General features: G+C 62.9%; 1 protein-coding gene. It reads left to right on the top strand.

What is annotated here, in order from left to right; all coding sequences use genetic code 11:
• Positions 1 to 564: 564 nt before the first annotated feature.
• The gene (locus tag LVD10_RS07865) at positions 565 to 18,852 is read left to right on the top strand and encodes a DUF6531 domain-containing protein (protein ID WP_237062868.1); all 18,288 of its coding nucleotides are present in this window, start codon (positions 565 to 567) and stop codon (positions 18,850 to 18,852) included.
• The last annotated feature ends 14 nt before the right edge of the window (positions 18,853 to 18,866 follow it).

The following is an 18,866-nucleotide window of genomic DNA, read 5'->3' as shown; positions in this document are numbered from 1 at the left end:
GGTAAGCCAGCAGGCGGAGTCGTTTAGCGTGGTGGACTGGGCGGTTGGTGACCCGATAACTATCCAGAAGCGCAATCGCGCAGCGGAAATAACAATTACTGACCTGGTCGGGCAGTGATTTGCCCTGGGGCGGGAGAGACCTGCCCGCCCTTGTTCCGCGCCTAAAGGATGTTGCCCGAACGGTTGTCGCTGTTCGGGTACCCAGAATCCACTTGGGGCCGCGGGGTTGCTAGTCCGGGGGCTCCCGGGTCTGGCTGTGCAGCCGGCCCTCTCTTTCCCAGTCCCCTTCATATTTCTGCATTTCCCCTCCCTTGGTGGCATACCCCCTGCCGCTTGGCATGGTTCCCAGGTTTAGCCCTTTTGCTTGTTCCTGCCCTGCTCCCTGCCTGGGCGAGAATTAGATCAGAACCTCTCTGGCGCCTAATTCACTTGGTAATCGTGATCCGGTTCAAGTTTTTCGCGTGAAGTCCCTAAACTTTTGCCGCCAGCGGAGGATAGACAAGCAGATAACGAATTTTGGGGCGACAGGGTGTCGCCTATCCGGACTTTTTAGGGGACTTCTCGATGTCTGTAACGCTTGTTGGCGGTAACGAACTGGGCCTGCTGGATTCTTCTTACGCACTCCTGAACGATAATAAACGCACGGCCAACACCCAGGTGGGCGGCGACGAGAAGCTGTACGTCAACGTCTCCAACGGCAACCTGCTCATCCAGCACCAGGACGCCTACCTGCCCAGCATGGGTGACGACTTCAACCTGGTGCGCACCTACAACGCCCGCGGGGCCGCCAGCGATGCCCACGGCCACGAGGACGCCCGCTGGTACTTCTCCACCGGCATCCGCCTGGACGTCAGGCAGGGTGGCCAGTACCTGGAGGTCCGCTACGGCGATGGCAGCCTGTACGATTATTTCTGGGATGAGGCCCGCCAGCTGTATGTGTCGGTGGACGGCGCCGGCGCCTACGAGACCATCCGCGACCTGGGGGCCATCGGCGATACCGATCCCGCCTTCGAGCTTACCCGTGCCGACCAGACCAGGCTGACCTTCTCCAAGCAGGGCGAACTGCTGGCCTGGGAGGACACCAACGGTGTGCGCATGGAGTACACCTACGAGTCCGATCGCCTGGTGCAGGTGCGCGACGACACCGGCCACGAGGTCAACTACACCTACCTCAACGGCCAGCTCTACCAGGTCACCGACGAGACCGGCGGCGTGCTGGTGGAGTACCGCTACGAGAGCGGCCGCCTTGTGGAAGTGGTGGACCGCATGGGCCACTCCACCAAGTACCACTACACCACCAACGGCTTTATCGAGCGCATCGAACTGCCCTCTGAGCAGGACGCCGATGGCGATGGCGTGGCCGAGACCTACGCCCAGCGCGATATCAATATTACTTACGAGCAGGTGAGCTGGCGCGGCGAGAATAAGGCCGCGGCCCAGGTGGTGACCTCTATTACCGACGCCGAAGGCGGGGTTACCTCATTCGACTATGACTTCTCATTTCATAGTAACGGTGAAGGTAACGGTAATACCAAGGGCGACAAGATCAGCAAGGGCAAGGGTCACCGGGTGGATAACACCACCGACGAGACCAGCGTGACCTTCTCCTCCAAGTTCTTCGACGGCGGTTCCACCACCGTGGTGGACGCGCTCGGCAACGCCCGCGCCTACTCCAACGAACAGCAGTACGTCGACTGGCGGGTGGCCAACGGCTACTACGCCACCTACGACGCCGCGGTGGCGGCGACCGACACCAGCTACCAGGCGCAGGTGGATAACATCCGCCAGGGCCACAGCCTGCAGTACACCTACCTGTCCAACGGCTATATCACCGAGATCGTGGACCAGGAGGGTTACCACTCCACCTACGCCTACAACGACAACGGCGACCTGGTGTCGATGACCGACCGCAACGCCTGGGGCGCGGTGAACTCCGACAGCGCCTACTTCCGGCAGCTGCGCGCCGACCTGGGCTATACCGATGCGGCCGGCAACGGCAAGCTGGTGGCGAACCTGACCCAGGCCGAGCAGGATGCCCTGACCGAGCTGTACACCTCGCACTTCAACTACGACAGCAACGGCAACCTGCTGACGCTGGCGGACAACGACGGCTCCGAGACCCGCTTTACCTACACCAGCTTCAACAAGATCGCCTCGCGCACCTCCGCCACCGGCGTGGCGCTGACGGTCTCCGACGATGCCCACTACCAGGCCCTGCGCCAGGACCTGGGTTACGCGGCGCTGGTGGCGGACCTGACTGCCGCGGATGTGCAGGCGCTGCTGGACCTGTACACCACCTTCTACGAGTACGATGCCAACCAGAACCTGGTGGAAGAGCGCAGCCCCGGCGGTGACCTGACCCGTTACGAGTACGATGCCTACGGCAACCGCACCCGCCGCATCGTGTTCCTGGATGCCACCGACCTGGCCGACCCGGCCAAGCAGCAGGTGACCCAGTACTTCTACGATGCCTACGGCAACAACATCGAGACCATCGATGCCGAGGGCAACCGCACCTTCGCCGAGTACGACCACTTCGGCAACCTGACCCGGTTGATCGACGGCAACGGCGGAGTGACCACTTACACCTACGATAACGACAACCGCCTGCTGACGGTGATCGACCCGGAAGGCCACACCACCGTCAACACCTACGACGCGGTGGGCAACCGCATCAGCGTCACCGATGCCAACGGCAACACGGTGTACCGCTTCTTCGACAAGAACAACCGCCTGATCCAGACCATGGATCCGTCCAGCGTGGACCCGGCGCAGGACCGCGTGACCCAGTACCAGTACGACCTGGTGGGCAACCGCACCAGCATGACCGATGCCGAGGGCCGCACCACCGATTACGTGTTCAACAACCGGCGCGAGCTGCTGGAGGCCATCACCGCGGCGGTGGCCGGTGCGGACGGCAACAGCACCCGCTATGTGACCAGCTACGGCTACGACGGTGAGGGCAACCGGGTCACCATGACCAACCATCGCGGTGCCACCACCGAGATGCTGTACAACGCCGACGGCATCCTCTCCCAGCGCACCGACGCCAACGGCCATATCACCCGCTACAGCTACGACGCCAACAACAACCAGGTGATGGTTGTGGCCGGCCTGCAGCTGCCGGTGAGCCAGCGCCAGGTGCTGAAGTTCGGTTACGACGAGGAAGACCAGCTCGAAGAGCAGACCGATGCAGAGGGGGGCACCACCACCTTCTATCGCGATGCGGTGGGCAATGTGATTGCCGAGGTGGACGCGCGCGGACCCGAGTCCGGCGATGCAGAGGCCTACACCACCCGCTACGAGTTCGACCGCAACAACCGCATGATCCGCGAGACCACCCCGGAGGTGTACGACCCGGAGACCGGCGGACTCACCCGGCACGTGATCGAGCATCACTACGATGCCAACGGCAACGAAGTCAAAATGGTGGACGGCGACGGCAATGCCACCACCTTCGCCTACGACCTGGACAACCAGCTGGTGATGGTGACCGATGCCAACGGCATCAACACCGTCTACAGCTACGACGCCAACCACAACCGCACCCGCGTTGAAGTGGGTGTGGACGTGGACGCGAACGGTGTTGTGATCGGCCGCGACGATGCGCAGGTCACCACCTACACCTACGACGAGTTCAACCAGCTGGTGGCGCAGACCGACGGCCTGGGCAACGCCCTGGCCGGCAGCAACGACGCGCGCTACCAGCAGATGCGCGCGGAGCGCGGCTACGCCGCCGACGCCACCCTGCTCACCGACAGCGACAAGGCCGCCCTGCGCGCTCTCTACACCGAGCACTACAGCTACGACCGCGTCGGTAACCAGCTGACCCGCACCGATAACGAAGACCGTCTCACCACCTTCGACTACGACGCGCTGAACCGCCTGGTGACCACCACCGATGCCCACGGCAGCACCATCACCAGCAAGTACGACGGCAACGGCAACCTGGTCGAGCGCAAGGACCAGAACGGCAATATCACCACCTATGCCTACGACGCCCTCGACCGGCTGACCGACACCACCAACGCCATCGGCACCGTCACCCACAACGACTACGATGACTTCGGTAACGTCACCAGCACCACCGAGGCGTTCGGCACCGCGGAGGCGCGCGAGACCCAGTTCGTCTACAACCTCAACAACTGGGTAGTACAGCAGACCGATCCCGAACAGCACACCGTGGCCTACCGTTACGATGCGGTGGGCAACCGCGTGGAAGTGACCGACGGTCGCGGCAACCCCACCCAGACCGTCTACGACGCACTGGACCGGGTCATCAAGGTGATCGATGCCGAGGGCTTCGAGACCCAGTACGAATACGACGGTGCCAACAACCGCGTGGGCATCATCGACGCCCGCGGCGGCGTGACCCGCATCGACTACGACGGCGGCAACCGCCAGGTGGCCATGACCGATGCCGAGGGCCGTGTCACCCAGTACGATTACGACGTGCGCGGCAATCGCATTGCCATGCGCACCGCCGCCGGCACCGCCGACGAGCAGCTCACCGTGTTCGAGTACGATGCGGAGAACAACCTGCGCTCGGTCACCGACGGTGAGGGCAATGTCACCACCAACGACTACGACCGGGTCTACAACCGTATCAGCGTGGTGGACGGCAACGGCAACGAGACCACCAGCGCGTTCGATGCCCTCAATCGCCTGGTCAGTGTCACCAACGCCGAGAACGAGACCACCACCTACAGCTACGACGCGGTGGGCAACCGCCTGACCACCACCGACGCGCTGGGCCGCGTCACCAGCTGGGCCTACGACGCCGTCAACCGCGTCACCACCCAGACCGACGCCCACGGCGTGCAGACCACCTACACCTACGATGCGGTGGACAACCGCACCAGCATCACCGCCGCGGCCAACACCGCCCAGGCGGCCACCACCGTGTTCGAGTACGACCTGGACGATCGCCTGGTGCGCGAAGTGGATGCCATGGGTGGCGAGCGGCGGTACAGCTACGACCCCAACGACAACCGCACCACCGTCATCGACGAGAACGGCAACGCCACCGTCTACACCTACGACAGGAACAACCGGGTCACCGATATCCAGGACCCGGAAGGTGGTATCACCCACTACAGCTACGACGGCAACGGCAACCGCACCCAGGTGATCGACCCGCGCGGCAACGCCACCACCAGCTACTTCAATGCCAACAACGAAGTGGTGCTGGAAGTGGACGCCGAGGGCTATGCCACCAGCCGGGTGTATGACAACAACGGCAACGTCGCCAGCCAGACCCTGCACATGACCCCGGTCGGTGCCGTGACCCCGGGCACCGAGCCCACCGTGGTCGCTGGCGCGGACGACCAGACCGTTACCTTCGACTACGACCAGGTCAACCGCCTGACCGCCCGCGTCGACGGCGAGGGCAACACCACCACCTACAGCTACGACGGCGTCGGCAACCAGCTGACCGTCACCGACGGCAATGGCAACACCACCGTCAACACCTACGACATGGTCAACCGCCTGGTGACCGTCACCAACGCCGAGGACGAGACCACCGTCTACACCTACGACGACGTGGGCAACCGGGTGAGCATGGTGGATGGCAACGGCCATATCACCAGCTACACCTACGACGGCCTCAACCGCGTGGTGACCGAGACCAACGCGGAGAACGAGACCACCACCTACGCCTACGATGCGGTGGGCAACCGCATCGGCATGACCGACGCGCTGGGCCGCGAGACCGTTTACGTCTACGACCTCAACAACCGCATGGTCAAGCAGGTCAACGCCGACCTGGTGGAGACCACCTACGCCTACGACGAGGCCGGCAACCGCACCAGCGTCACCGCCGCGGCCAACACCGCCCAGGCGGCCACCACCCTCTACGCCTACGACGGCAACAACCGCGTCACCGACATGACCGACGCCGAGGGCGTGGTGACCCACTATGTGCTCGATGCCAACGGCAATGCGGTGGAAGAGCACCGCGCCTACGGTACCGCCGAAGCGCGCGTGAGCTTCACCACCTTCGACAAGAACAACCGCGCCACCCACGTCCAGGACCCGGAGGGCGGTGTCACCGAGTACCGCTACGATGCCGCCGACAACCGCGTGGCAGTGATCGATGCCCGCGGCAACGTCACCACCAACTACTTCGACCGCGCCAACCGCGGCGTGGCCACCGTGGATGCGGAAGGCTACCTGACCGAGCGCAGCTTCGACGGCGTCGGCAATGTCACCAGCCAGACCCTGTACGCCCAGCCGGTCTCCAGCGTCGATCCGTCCGTGGTCCCCACCCCGGTGGCGGACCCGGCACAGGACCAGACCGTCACCTTCGAGTACGACATGGTCGACCGCCTGACCGCGCGCACCGATGGCGAGGGCAACACCACCAGCTACACCTATGACGAAGTGGGCAACCAGCTGACCGTCACCGACGGCAACGGCAACACCACCGTCAACACCTACGACATGGTCGACCGCCTGCTGACCAGCACCAACGCGGAAGGCGAGACCACCGCCTATAGCTACGACGACGTGGGCAACCGCGTGACCATGGTGGACGGCAACAACCACACCACCACCTACGAGTACGACCTGCTCAACCAGCTGGTGGCCGAGACCAACGCCGAGAACGAGACCACCCGTTACGACTACGACGCGGTGGGCAACCGCATCTCCAGCACCGACGCGCTGGGCCGTGAGACCCGCTGGGAATACGACCTCAACAACCGGGTAACCAAAGAGATCAATGCGGACCTGGTGGAGACCACCTACGCCTACGACGAGCTGGGCAACCGCACCAGCATGACCGTCGCGGCCAACACCGCGCTGGCCCAGACCACTGCCTACAGCTACGACCTGAACAACCGCCTGGTGAGCAGCACCGACGCGCTGCAGCAGACCACCAGCTACGGCTACGACGCCAACGGCAACCGCGTGTCCGTCACCGATCCGCGCGGCAACACCGTGGTGAGCTACTTCGACAAGACCAACCAGCAGACCGCCCAGGTGGATGCCGAGGGCTATGTCACCACCTGGACCTACGACGCCGCCGGCAACCGGGTCGGGCAGACCCTGTTTATGGCACCGGTTACCGGTGCCGACCCGGCCGTGCCGCCGTCGCCGGTGGCCGGCGCCGACGACCAGGCGGTGGTCTACGAGTTCGACCGCGCCAACCGCCTCGCGGCGCAGGTCAACGGCGAGGGCGACCGCACCGAATATACCTATGACGGTGTCGGCAACCAGCTGACCGTCACCGACGGCAATGGCAACACCACCGTCAACACCTACGACGCGGCCAACCGCCTGCTGACCAGCACCAACGCCGAAGGCGAGACCACCAGCTACACCTATGACGAGGTGGGCAACCGCCTCGCCATGACCGACGGCAATGGTCACACCACCAGCTACGGCTACGACCAGGTCAATCGCCTGGTCACCGTCACCAATGCGGAAAACGAAACCACCCGCTACGGCTACGACGCCGTGGGCAACCGTATCTCCGAGACCGACGCGCTGCTGCGCGAGACCACCTGGGAGTACGATGTACTCAACCGCGTGGTGAAGGAGACCGCCGCCGACCTGGTGGAGACCACCTATGCCTACGACGAGGTAGGCAACCGCACCAGCATGACCGTCGCGGCCAACACCGCCGACGCGGTGACCACCAGCTACACCTACGACGACAACAACCAGCTGCGCAGCGAAACCAACGCGCTGAACCAGACGGTGTCCTACGACTACGACGCCAATGGCAACCGCGTTGCCATGACCGACGCGCGCGGCAATACCACCAGCTACACCTTCGACAAGAACAACCGCCTGACCCACGTCACCGACCCGGAGCTGCATACGGTCGAGTACCGCTACGATGCGGCCGACAACCAGGTGGAAATGATCGATGCCCGCGGCAACGTCACCACCAACTACTTCGACCGCGCCAACCGCCAGGTGGCGAGCGTGGATGCCGAAGGCTTCATGGTGCAGCGGAGTTACGACGACGCCGGCAACCTGCAGACCGAAACCCGCTACATGACCGCGCTGGGCAGCGTCGACCCGTCGGCACTGCCGACCCCGGTGGCCGGCCCGGACGACCAGGTCGTGACGTTCGAGTACGACAGGGCCGACCGCCTGACCGCGCGCATCAGCGGCGAGGGCTTCCGCACCGAATACAGCTACGACGAAGTGGGCAACCGCACCAGCGTGCGCCAGCACCGCGACCTGGCCGGCACCGACATCGCCGAGACACGCTTCTTCTTCGACAGCGTCAACCGCGAGGTGGCGCAGCTGAGCGCCGAGGGCTACCTGACCGAAACGGTGTACGACGACGTCGGCAACGTGAAGAGCGTGACCCTGTACAACGAGCGCGCCAGCGTGATCGATGGTGTACCGCAGGCGCAGGCCGGCGACACCGGCCGCACCACCAGTTACGACTACGACGCGATCAACCAGGTCGTGAGCGAGACCAGCGCGCTGGACGTGGTGACCGCGTACACATACGACGAGCGCGGCAACCGCACGGCGGTGATCGAGGCACAGGGCACGGCGGACGAGCGCAGCACCCTGTACACCTACGACCAGGCCAACCGGGTAACGGACATCACCGACGCCGAGGGCGTGGTGACCCACTTCGAGCTGGATGCCAATGGCAATATCGCCGAGGCGCATGAGGCCTTCGGCACTGCTGATGTGCGCGTGACCTATAACAGCTACGACAAGAACAACCGCATCACCCAGACGGTCGACCCGCTCGGGGTGGCCAGCACCTTCGCCTACGACGGCAACGGTAATCTCAGCAGCCAGACGCTGGCCGTGGGGCTGGCCGAGGCGCGCACCGAGTCCTTCGAGTACGACCGCAACAACCGCCAGACCGCCCAGGTCAACGGCGAGGGCGAGCGCACCGAGTTCACCTACGACGGTGCCGGCAACCGCACCGCTGTGATCGTCGCGCCGGGCCTGCCGGAACAGCAGTCCACCAGCTACGAGTACGACCTGGACAACCGCCAGGTGGCCCTGGTCGACGGCGAAGGCATGCGCGTGGAGTATGTCCTCGACGGCGCCGGCAACAAGCGCGAGACCATCCAGGCCGTGGGTGTCGCGGGCCTGGAGCGCCACACCTATTACGACTACGACCTGGACAACCGCATCACCCAGGTGCAGGACCCGATGGGTGGCGTCACCCAGTACGAGTACGATGTGCTGGGCAACCAGACCCGCATCATCGACGCCAACGGCGGCGAGCAGCTCAACACCTTCGACAAGCTGGGCCGCATGCTCACCAGCCTGTCCCCGGCGGGCACGCTGACCGTCAACACCTACGACCAGCGCGGTAATATCCTCACCGCCACGCAGAGCTTCGCCGATGGCAGCGACGCGCGCACCACCACCTACGCCTACGACCTGCTGGACCGCCAGGTGGCCATCACCGATGGCGAGGGCTTCACCACCAGCATCGACTACGACGCCTTCGGCAACCAGACCCTGGTCACCGTCGGCCAGTACCTGGTGGACCCGGCCGCGGCGGGGTACGACGCGGACAAGGCCGCCCGTGCCCACGTGCAGACCAACGGCTTCACCTACGACGCCGCCGACCGCATGCTGACCATGACCGACGGCGAGGGCAATGTCACCGCCTATGCCTACGACGCGGTGGGCAACCGCACCAGCATGACCGAGGCCGCCAACAGCCTCGACGGCACCGCGCCGCGCACCACCGAGTACTTCTACGACAAGGCCAACCGCCAGGTGCGGGTGGAGAACCCCGCGGGCGGCGTGACCGAGAACGTCTACGACGAGGCCGGCAACAAGCAGCTCGAGCGCGTGCTGCAGAGCAGCATCGGCGGCGTCGAGGTGTGGACCGAGACCGGGTACGAGTACGACGCCAACGGCCGCATGACGGCCATGATCGACGACTACGATACCCGTACCGAGTACCACCTCGATGCCATGGGCAACCAGGTGGAGATCCGCTACGCCGCCGGCACCGCCGAGCAGCGCAGCGTGTGGATGGAGTACGACCTCAACAACCGCAAGACCGCCGACATCGACGGCGAGCAGAACCGCACCGAGTACCGCTACGACGCGCTGGGCAACCGCACCCAGACCATCGACGCCCTCGGCCGCGTGGCCCGCTACTACTTCGACGGCGCCAACCGCCTGAGCGCGATCCTCGACCCGGAAGGCACCCTCAACACCTTTGCCTACGACAGCGTCGGCAACCAGGTGGAAGCGCGCCTGTACGCAAACCGCTACACCGGCCCGGTGGACGACTTCACCGCACCGGTGGGCACCGCCAGCAGCGACGACCGCGTCACCCTGACCGACTACGACCGCACCAGCCGTGCGGTCAGCGTCACCGAGGCCGACGGCAGCGTCACCCAGAACCGCTACGACGCCGCCGGCAACCTGCTGCAGGAAACGCTGTACGCCAACACCAGCGACCCGCGCACCCGCAGCTACACCTACGACCTCAACAACCGCATCGAGACCTTCACCGACGTGGACGGTACCGTCACCCACTTCAGCTGGGATGCGGCCAACAACAAGACCGGCGAGAAGATCGTCTCCGCCACCGACCCCAACGCGGTGCGCGAGACCGTCTACGCCTACGACCTCAACAACCGCCAGGTGCAGCAGGTGTTCGACCCGCAGGGCCTCAACCTGGTGCAGTCCACCGCCTACGACAAGGCGGGCAACATCATCACCCAGACCGATGCCAACGGTAACAGCCTGCATTACGCCTACGACCTGGCCAACCGCATCCTGTCCGAGACCAACGACCTGGGCGAGGCGACCGAGTACACCTACGACCGGGTGGGCAACATCAAGACGATGGAAGACCCGCGCAACGTGGTGACCGAGTACGAGTACGACGACAACAACCGCGTCACCCGCGAGCTGGGCGCCACCGTACAGGTATACACCCTGGGCATGGAAAACCCGGTGACCCAGCGCCTGGAGATCACCCGCAGCTACGACGCCTTCGGCAACGAAGTGCAGACCGTCGATGCCGCCGGCTACACCACCACCCGTTACTTCGACGCCAACGGCCGCCAGGTGGCGGAGCTGAGCGCGGACAACGTGCTGACCGAGTGGAGCTACAACGCCTTTGGCGAGAAGGCCAGCGAGACCCTGTACATGACCCGCCTGGCATCCGCCGCGCACACTGACCCGAGCGTGCGCCCGACCGGGCTGGGCGACACCCGCACCACCGACATGTCCTACGACCGCATGGGGCGCCTCACCCGTACCGTGTACCCGCAGGTGACAGTGACCTCCGTGGACACCAGCACCGGCGAGCCGGTAGCCACCACAGGAGAGGTGCGCCCGGAGGCAACCACCGTCTACGACGACTTCGGCAACGCCATCGAAGTCACCGACAAGAACGGCAACACCACCTACGCCTGGTACGACGACAAAGACCGCCTGCTGGCGCAGGTGGACCCGGAAGGCTACCTGGTGGAATGGGACTACGACGCCCAGGACAATGTGCTGGAGCAGCGCGTCTACACCCAGCCGCTGGATACCACCGGCATCACCTCAGCCACCCGCCCGGCGGCGCCGGCCGGTGAGGTGTACACCGTCAACAAGACCTACGACGCGGCCAACCGCGTGATCGAGGAACGCTCACCGCTGGTGGACGTACTCGACAACGACGGCGTACAGACCCGGGAGCGCGTGCTCACCCTGTACACCTACGACGGCAAGGGCAACCAGACCAGCCGCACCGTGGCGGCCGGCACCAGCCAGGAAGCCACCGAGTACAGCTACTACGATGCCGCCGACCGCAAGGTGGCGGTGATCAACAGCGACCGGGTACTGCACACCTACAGCTACGATGAAAACGGCAACCTGACCGAGCGCAAGCGTTACTACAACGCCGTGGCTGCGGGCGTGAACCTGGCGAGCCTGAGTGGCGACACCGCGTTCGCAACGCTGGTGGCAAGCCACACCAACGACCAGGCCACGACCATGGGCTACGACGCCGGCAACCGCCAGACGTCGGAGACCGACCTGATGGACGCGGCCAACGACGCCGACGACATCACCAAGACAATCCGCTACAACGCTCGCGGCGAGCAGACCTGGGCGCAGGACGGGGACGGGTTCGTCACCGAGATGGCCTACGACGCCGCCGGCCGCATCACCAAGAACATCTCCCCGGACGGTACCGGCTCCAGTATCCGTTACGACGCTGCGGGTAACCAGGTGGAGATGTACACCGGTGAAATCGAGAACAATGTCCAGCAGGTGGAAAACATTACCGCCGAGTTCGGCGACATGCTGGTGGTGCAGTGGGATATGCCCCAGGGCGTCGACCAGAAGAGCTGGGTAGTCTGGGGTTCCAGCAGCCAGGAACAGCCGGAGTCTTACAGCTCGCGCAGTGCGGAACTGGGCACCTGGTTCTCGGAGACCGGCGAGGTCTATATTCCCAGCGAGGAGTTCGGCGAGGGCGAGGCACTCTATTTCCGTGTGGTCACCGCCGACCGCGCCGGCAACCTGGCCTGGTCCGAGGAAAAAGTACTGCAGGTACCGCCACTGTTGGGCGATATCGAGGTAGAGCGCGTTGACAGTGACAGCGTCACGATCACTGTGCAGCCCGGCAGTACCGCCAGCAACCTGGTGCTGAATTACGGTGCCGCGGGCAGCACCGCCAACCAGGTGGCCATGACTGAAAACGCCGATGGCAGTTTCAGCGTTACCCTGGACAATGTCACCAACCTTGCCGAGCTTTCTTACCGTATCGGTTGGGAAGACGCTAGTGGCAGCAGTTTCCAGAGTGGTGAAAAAACTTTTGTCGCCGACTCCCAGCATGTCGGGGTGAACACCGGGCTGTCACAGACTTCTGTCGTCAGCGGCGAGAATACCAACTACATCATCAACCTCGACAGCAGGGTGCCGGCGGAAGTCGCGAGCCAGTTCTCCACCGTGGTGGCGAGCTGGACCGGCCCCGATGGCACGACTGGTACAGCCGCGGTTGAGGGTGTCGACAACGGCGACGGCACCTGGAGCTATGCCCTGGATCTTGGCACCAGCAGCAGCCCGCTGGCTGCCGGCAGTTACCAGGTCACGCTCGAGGGGGCCTACGCCGATGCCACCCTGTTCGGTGCCCAGGAGCTCCTGCTGGACCAGTTCACCGTCGAGGTTGGTGGCGCCGAGCCATTGTCTGGCTCACGCCAGGGACTGAGCTGGCAGGCTGCCGACGTCGGCGCCGAAGGCGCACGTTCCCAGCTGGTCCTGATCGACGGCCAGTGGGTGGAGAGCACCCGGGATGCCGACGGCCAGCTGGTGGTATCGGCTGAGTTGGCGGCCGGTACGCACAGCTATAACGCTTTCTATGGCGAGCAGGTGGGCACGGGCCACAGCCTGGATATCACCAGTACCGAAATCACTGAAGACGTGGAGGATCCCGATAACCCGGAGAATCCCCCTGTCACCAACGTACTGGGCTACGACCAGGACTTCAGCCTGACCCTGGACCCGGCGGAGGTGGCCAATATCAATGGCGACCTGACCCTGTCCTGGCGCGCGGCGGGCAGTGGCCTGGACTTCACAGACAGCACCGTGATGGCGTTCGACGGCACCAGCCACTCGGCCACCCTGGCACAGCTGCAGGAGGGTGCTTACGACGTCAAGCTCAGCTATACCGATGCCGATGGCAACGAAGTGATCGTGCAGTGGCTGCGGCTGGACAGTGACCAGGTCACCAGCGGCACCAGCCAGAACTACCAGGGCAGCAGTCTCACTGTGCTGGGCAGCGAGACCGGCGGCAACCTGGAGGTAACGGCGGCCGGCCACATCTCGTTTGCAACCGGCCTGTATTCCGGTCCCAGCAATGACGAGCGGAATTTTGTCAGCCTGGCAGTGGAGGACAGTGGCCTCGGGCAGGGCGGCCGTGCGGTCGATGGCAAGTCAGCGGGTTACTACACGCAGTATGTTTACAACGCGCTGGACCAGCTGGTTGCCAGCAACGAGGGCGATGGCGTCTGGCGGGAATACGGTGTCGATGCAAACGGCAACCGCGTCGTTACGGAGATTACCGGCGAAAGCGGCACCGCCACCGGACGTGACAGCTACGCGGTGTTCGACGGCCGCAACCGCATGGTGGCCGAGTACGGCGTGGCCACCGAAGTATTTGGCCAGGCTTCCTCACAGCGTGCATTCACCCAGTATGGCTACGATGTACAGGACAAACAGGTCTCTGTGACCGATGCCCGTGGCTATACCACCACACGTGAGTTCAATGCGCTGGGCATGATGACCTGGGAGGATGACAACCGCACCGGGCAATACAGCGGTGTGACACAGCATTTCTATGATCGCCTGGGCAACGAGACCCGGACCATCGACCAGCTGGGCAATGAGACCAGCATGCGTTACGACGACGCCGGTCGCCTGGTGGAGGAGATCAACGGCGAGGGCGAACTCAAGCGTTACACTTACGATGTCTTCGGGCGTCGCCTGTCCATGTCCCTCATCGATACGGTCGGTAACCTCGGGCAGCGCACCACCAGCTTTGAGTACGATCATCGCGATCGCCTGACCCGGCAAACCGATGCCGGTAACCGCAGCCTGGAGTTCGAGTACGACAATCGCGACAACCGCACCGGTAGCCGTGATATTGCCGGCGACTGGACATACCAGGAGTACGATGGCCTCAACCGGGTTGTGTCCACCTCTTATGAGGGCGTGAACGGCAACACCGTTACCGAGACCCGCCAGTACGATGCCTACGGCAACCTGGTTGCCGAAAAAGACGCCGCCGGCCGGGTAACCAGCCACGAGTATGGCGCCTTCAGTCGCAAGGTGGCGACGGTCGACCAGGGTGGTCGCAAGACCGCCTATGAGTATGACGACTTTGGCAACATGATCCGTGAGTTCCGGCCGGTCTCCAACAGTGCGATCAATACCGGCCTGTGGAACTTCGGTTTCGATCCGCTGGACGACAATTTCTATTACAACTTCTCACAGATATTCCGCACGCTGGAACTGGTCGGGGCGAGCAGCACCGGTACAGGTGGGCCGGACATCCGCAAGACCTACGACACATCGGGGAATCTCGAATCTGTCGAGGACATAAAAACCGGCATTTCCACTTTTTACCAGTACGACCTGATGGGCAACCGGATGTCCGAGGTCATTACCGGGGCCGGCGACCACAACCGCAATATCACCTATGGCTACGATGAGTCGGGGCAGATGGTCCGCTGGCATGACAGTGTCACCGGCCAGCACCTCAACTACCTGTGGGATGCGGCGGGCAACCAGAAACATGTCTTTACCGATGCGAGTTACACCGGTGAGGCGGTTGATCACTGGTATGAATATGACGGTGCCAATCGCGTTACTGAAATGCGTGACGGGATTGAGAACAAGGTAATCAGCCAGTTTGGTTATGACGGCCTGGGGCAGCGGGCCACCTGGAACAAGGGCGACGCCGTCGTCTCCTACCAGTACAACCAGAGCGGCTGGGTGACCCGGGCGGAGTGGACCGACCAGGACGGCGAGGATGCCGGTAACTGGTATAGCACCTGGCAATACGACGCCGACGGTAATGTAAGGCGTTACGAAACCTTCAAGGACGGCAGCCGCGAGACCTACAGCTATACAACATACAGCGCCAATGGAATCTCGACTTACAGCGACAGTGATGACCAGAAGACCTATAGCACCTATGACGACTCCGGTCGCCTGCTGAAAACCAAGCTCGTCACCGAGGACGCCACTTATACCTATACCTACTACTACCACGCCGATGGCCGTGAGCAGAAAATCGTGGGCAAGGGTGATGCCAATGGCACCAGCCGCTATACCTACAATGCCAACGACCAGCTGACGCGCCTGGACAAGGGGGAAGGCGACAACCAGGACCGCAGGGAATACCTGACCTTTGTTTACAACAACGACGGCCAGATCCTGTACCGCTACCACGACGAGGGTACCGATAACGACATCAGCGAGACCGAGTTCCAGTATGCCAACGGCCACGCCGTGGGCGAGAAGAAAACCTGGGCCAACGGTGATGTGGAAGAGCAGCTGGATACCGGTGACTACAACCTGATGCAGAACATCGGTGAGGATTACCCGTCCGGCTCCGTCACCACTGTCACTGCGGTTGAGGGTGACAGCCTGCAGTCCATCGCTGCCCGCGTTTACGGCAACCCCAGCCTGTGGTTTGTGCTGGCACAGGCCAACGGCCTGGATCCCAGCCAGCCGATCAAGGGCGGTGTCCGTATCACCGTGCCCAATAGCGTTGAGACCGGCCGTATCGATGCGGATACCCACAAGGTCTACAACGAAAACGACATTATCGGCTCCACGCTGCCGAACCTGAAAACCCCGCAGGACGACGACGATTGCGGCAACATCCTGATGATCATCATTGTGGTGGTCATTGCGGTAGTGGCCACCATCGTGACCGCCGGCCTGGCCGGTGCGCTGCTGGGAGCGGCCGGTACCTTCCTGGGTCTGAGCGGTACCGCGGCCTCGCTGGCCGCCTTCGCCGTGGCAGGCGCGGTGGTGGGTGCGGCGGCCGCCATTGTGCAGCAGGGGCTGTTTATCGCCCTTGGCTACCAGGAGAGCTTCAACTGGAAAGAAGTGGCTGCCGGCGCAGTGGCCGGTGCCTTCAGTGGTGCCGCCCAGGGGCTTGGCGCCGCCGTCAAGGCTGCGGATGTCAGCGCAAAAACCCTGAAGTACGCCAAAACCGCTGCTGCTGCCCTGAAGGTCGCGGGTGCGGCCTCCAAGCAGCTGATCACCAGCGGCAAGATCACCAGCTGGTCCAGCCTGGCTGCCGCCGCCCTGACACCCACAACCAGCCAGGATGGCAGCGTGGCGATCCAGGGCATTGGTGGCCTAAGCTCCAGCACGGTGCAGATGATTACGCCGTGGCTGGATGTGGCCGAAACCTATATCCGTGAGGGCGAGGTAACTACTGGTGACTGGGTCAACGCGGTTGGCAGCACGATCGGTGCAGCGGTAGGCAAGACGGATAAGTTCGAAATTGCCGGGAGTAACCTGGGCGCAGACCTGCTGATTGGCGGCGCTATGAGCCTCGTCGACCGGAATGCCGGTACATCGTACCTGCAGAATGCCATTGGCAACGAAATCGGCAAGTCGATCGGCAACGTGATTGCCAGCAAGAGCGGCCTGCAGCGCTGGGCCACTACACAGCAGAAGCGTGCCAGCAGCGGGCTTGCCGAATATTTCGAGGAGCAGGCCAGGAATACAGCCGCTGCCTCTGGCGCAGTGGCAGTAGGCCGCCCGATGATGGTGCCGGTACTCGAGGCTCCCAAGCTGGAGAACCCGCTCGAGACCCTGACTCCACTCGAGCCGCTGCCACTGGAGGAGCAGGCAGGGCCGGAGACCTATACCTTCCAGTCAGGTGACAACCCGAGCGCGGTTGCCCGGCAGGTGCTAGGCCCGGAGGCTTCCGAGCGTGATGTCCAGCTGTATGTCCAGCAGATGGTCAGCATCAACCCGGAGCTACAGGGTATCAATACCCGTGGTATCCAGGTGGGTACAGAAGTAATCCTGCCTTCGGGCTCCGAGGAGATTACCGCTGCTGCATTGAAGACCTATGGAGGTGATGTTGCTGTCACCGAGCTGGAGAAAATCGCCAATGGGGATCCACAAGCACTGGTCAACCGGGATGGCACACTGAACCTGGAGGCAATTGAGGCGGCGCAGGCGAATTTCCGGAATGCTGGCCTGGAGTTCAACCTGGACGTCAACAACACCCAGACAGAGGAAACCGTTGGCCAACTATCCCGTACAGAGATGGTCGCTGGCGGGCTCTACACCGTGGAGGGTGACCTGGTGCGCCGGGCCCAGGATCTCCAGATCGCCTTCAATGGCAATAACGCACGATTCCTGGATACCTGGGAGGGCGTAGAAAACGTCACTGAGACCTTTGAGCCGATCGCTGGCTCCGACGACGTTGACACTGACGATGCCGTTGAGGATATCGCTGTCCTTGCCAAAAGCGTCAAGGGAATCAATAACCGGCGTGTCTATGACGAAAACGGACGCTACCGCGATGTGGAAACCGGTCGGTTTGCCACTAACCCCTGGGATGACCGGGAAAGCATGGAGGACTACGCCCGCGAGAAGCGCTTTGAAAACGAAACCGATTTTTCCGTAGTCTTTGCCGAAGACAAGCTCTTTGACGAGGATCTTTCCGGACGTATTGATTTCGTCAGCGAGACCTGGGGCGACAGCGAGGACTTTGTAAGGATTGGTGTTGGCCTGGAAGGGTCTACTAATGCCGGGTATAAGTTCGAACTCAACAAGAGTGGTTTCCAGGGTGAGTTGTCAGCTCACGCGACTGCAGAGTTGTCATATCTGGATGCGAAGGGAGACTACGTTTTGCCGAGCGAATACGGCAACACCACATTTGCGGGAAGCGGGTCGATTGGATCTGTCGCCCAGGCGGACGGCCAGTTGAAAGCGGTATTCTCCCGCGGTAGCGGCATTGTTCCCAAGGTGGATGTAAATGCACAGGGTTCCCTGGAGGCAGTTGCCCTGAAGTTCCAGGGCCAGGGCGAAGTGAAATATGAATCCATGTGGGGCATTACCGTATCGGTAAAAACGGAAGGTGACTTCAATGTCGGGGCTATCGGGGTTTCCGGCGAAGCCGGTTTCAAGACTTATGAAACCAAGCCCGGCTTCTCTGCGACCCTTGGTGGCGGTGTCTCTGCGCTGATAGGCGGCAAGCTAAAAACCACTGTAGGAGTACAGTTTGACTATGATAAGCTAACCGAAACAATCGACAGCGCAATTCCCGCGATTGAATCGGCTATCGACACCGGTATTAACACAGTGTCAGACGGCATTGATGAGGTCTCTGAATACTTTGATTTCGATTGGTGGGATGATTAAGCCGGTCGTAACGG

Origin of the sequence: Microbulbifer zhoushanensis (assembly GCF_021729055.1) — a bacterium.
Taxonomy (GTDB): domain Bacteria; phylum Pseudomonadota; class Gammaproteobacteria; order Pseudomonadales; family Cellvibrionaceae; genus Microbulbifer; species Microbulbifer zhoushanensis.
The sequence above is the reverse complement of the archived record's forward strand: the minus strand, read 5'-3'. Positions and strand labels throughout refer to the sequence as shown.

What these genes read in the sequence shown, in the direction of transcription:
- LVD10_RS07865 (WP_237062868.1), top strand. Translation starts at nt 565, where the DNA reads ATGTCTGTAACGCTTGTTGGCGGTAACGAACTGGGCCTGCTGGATTCT.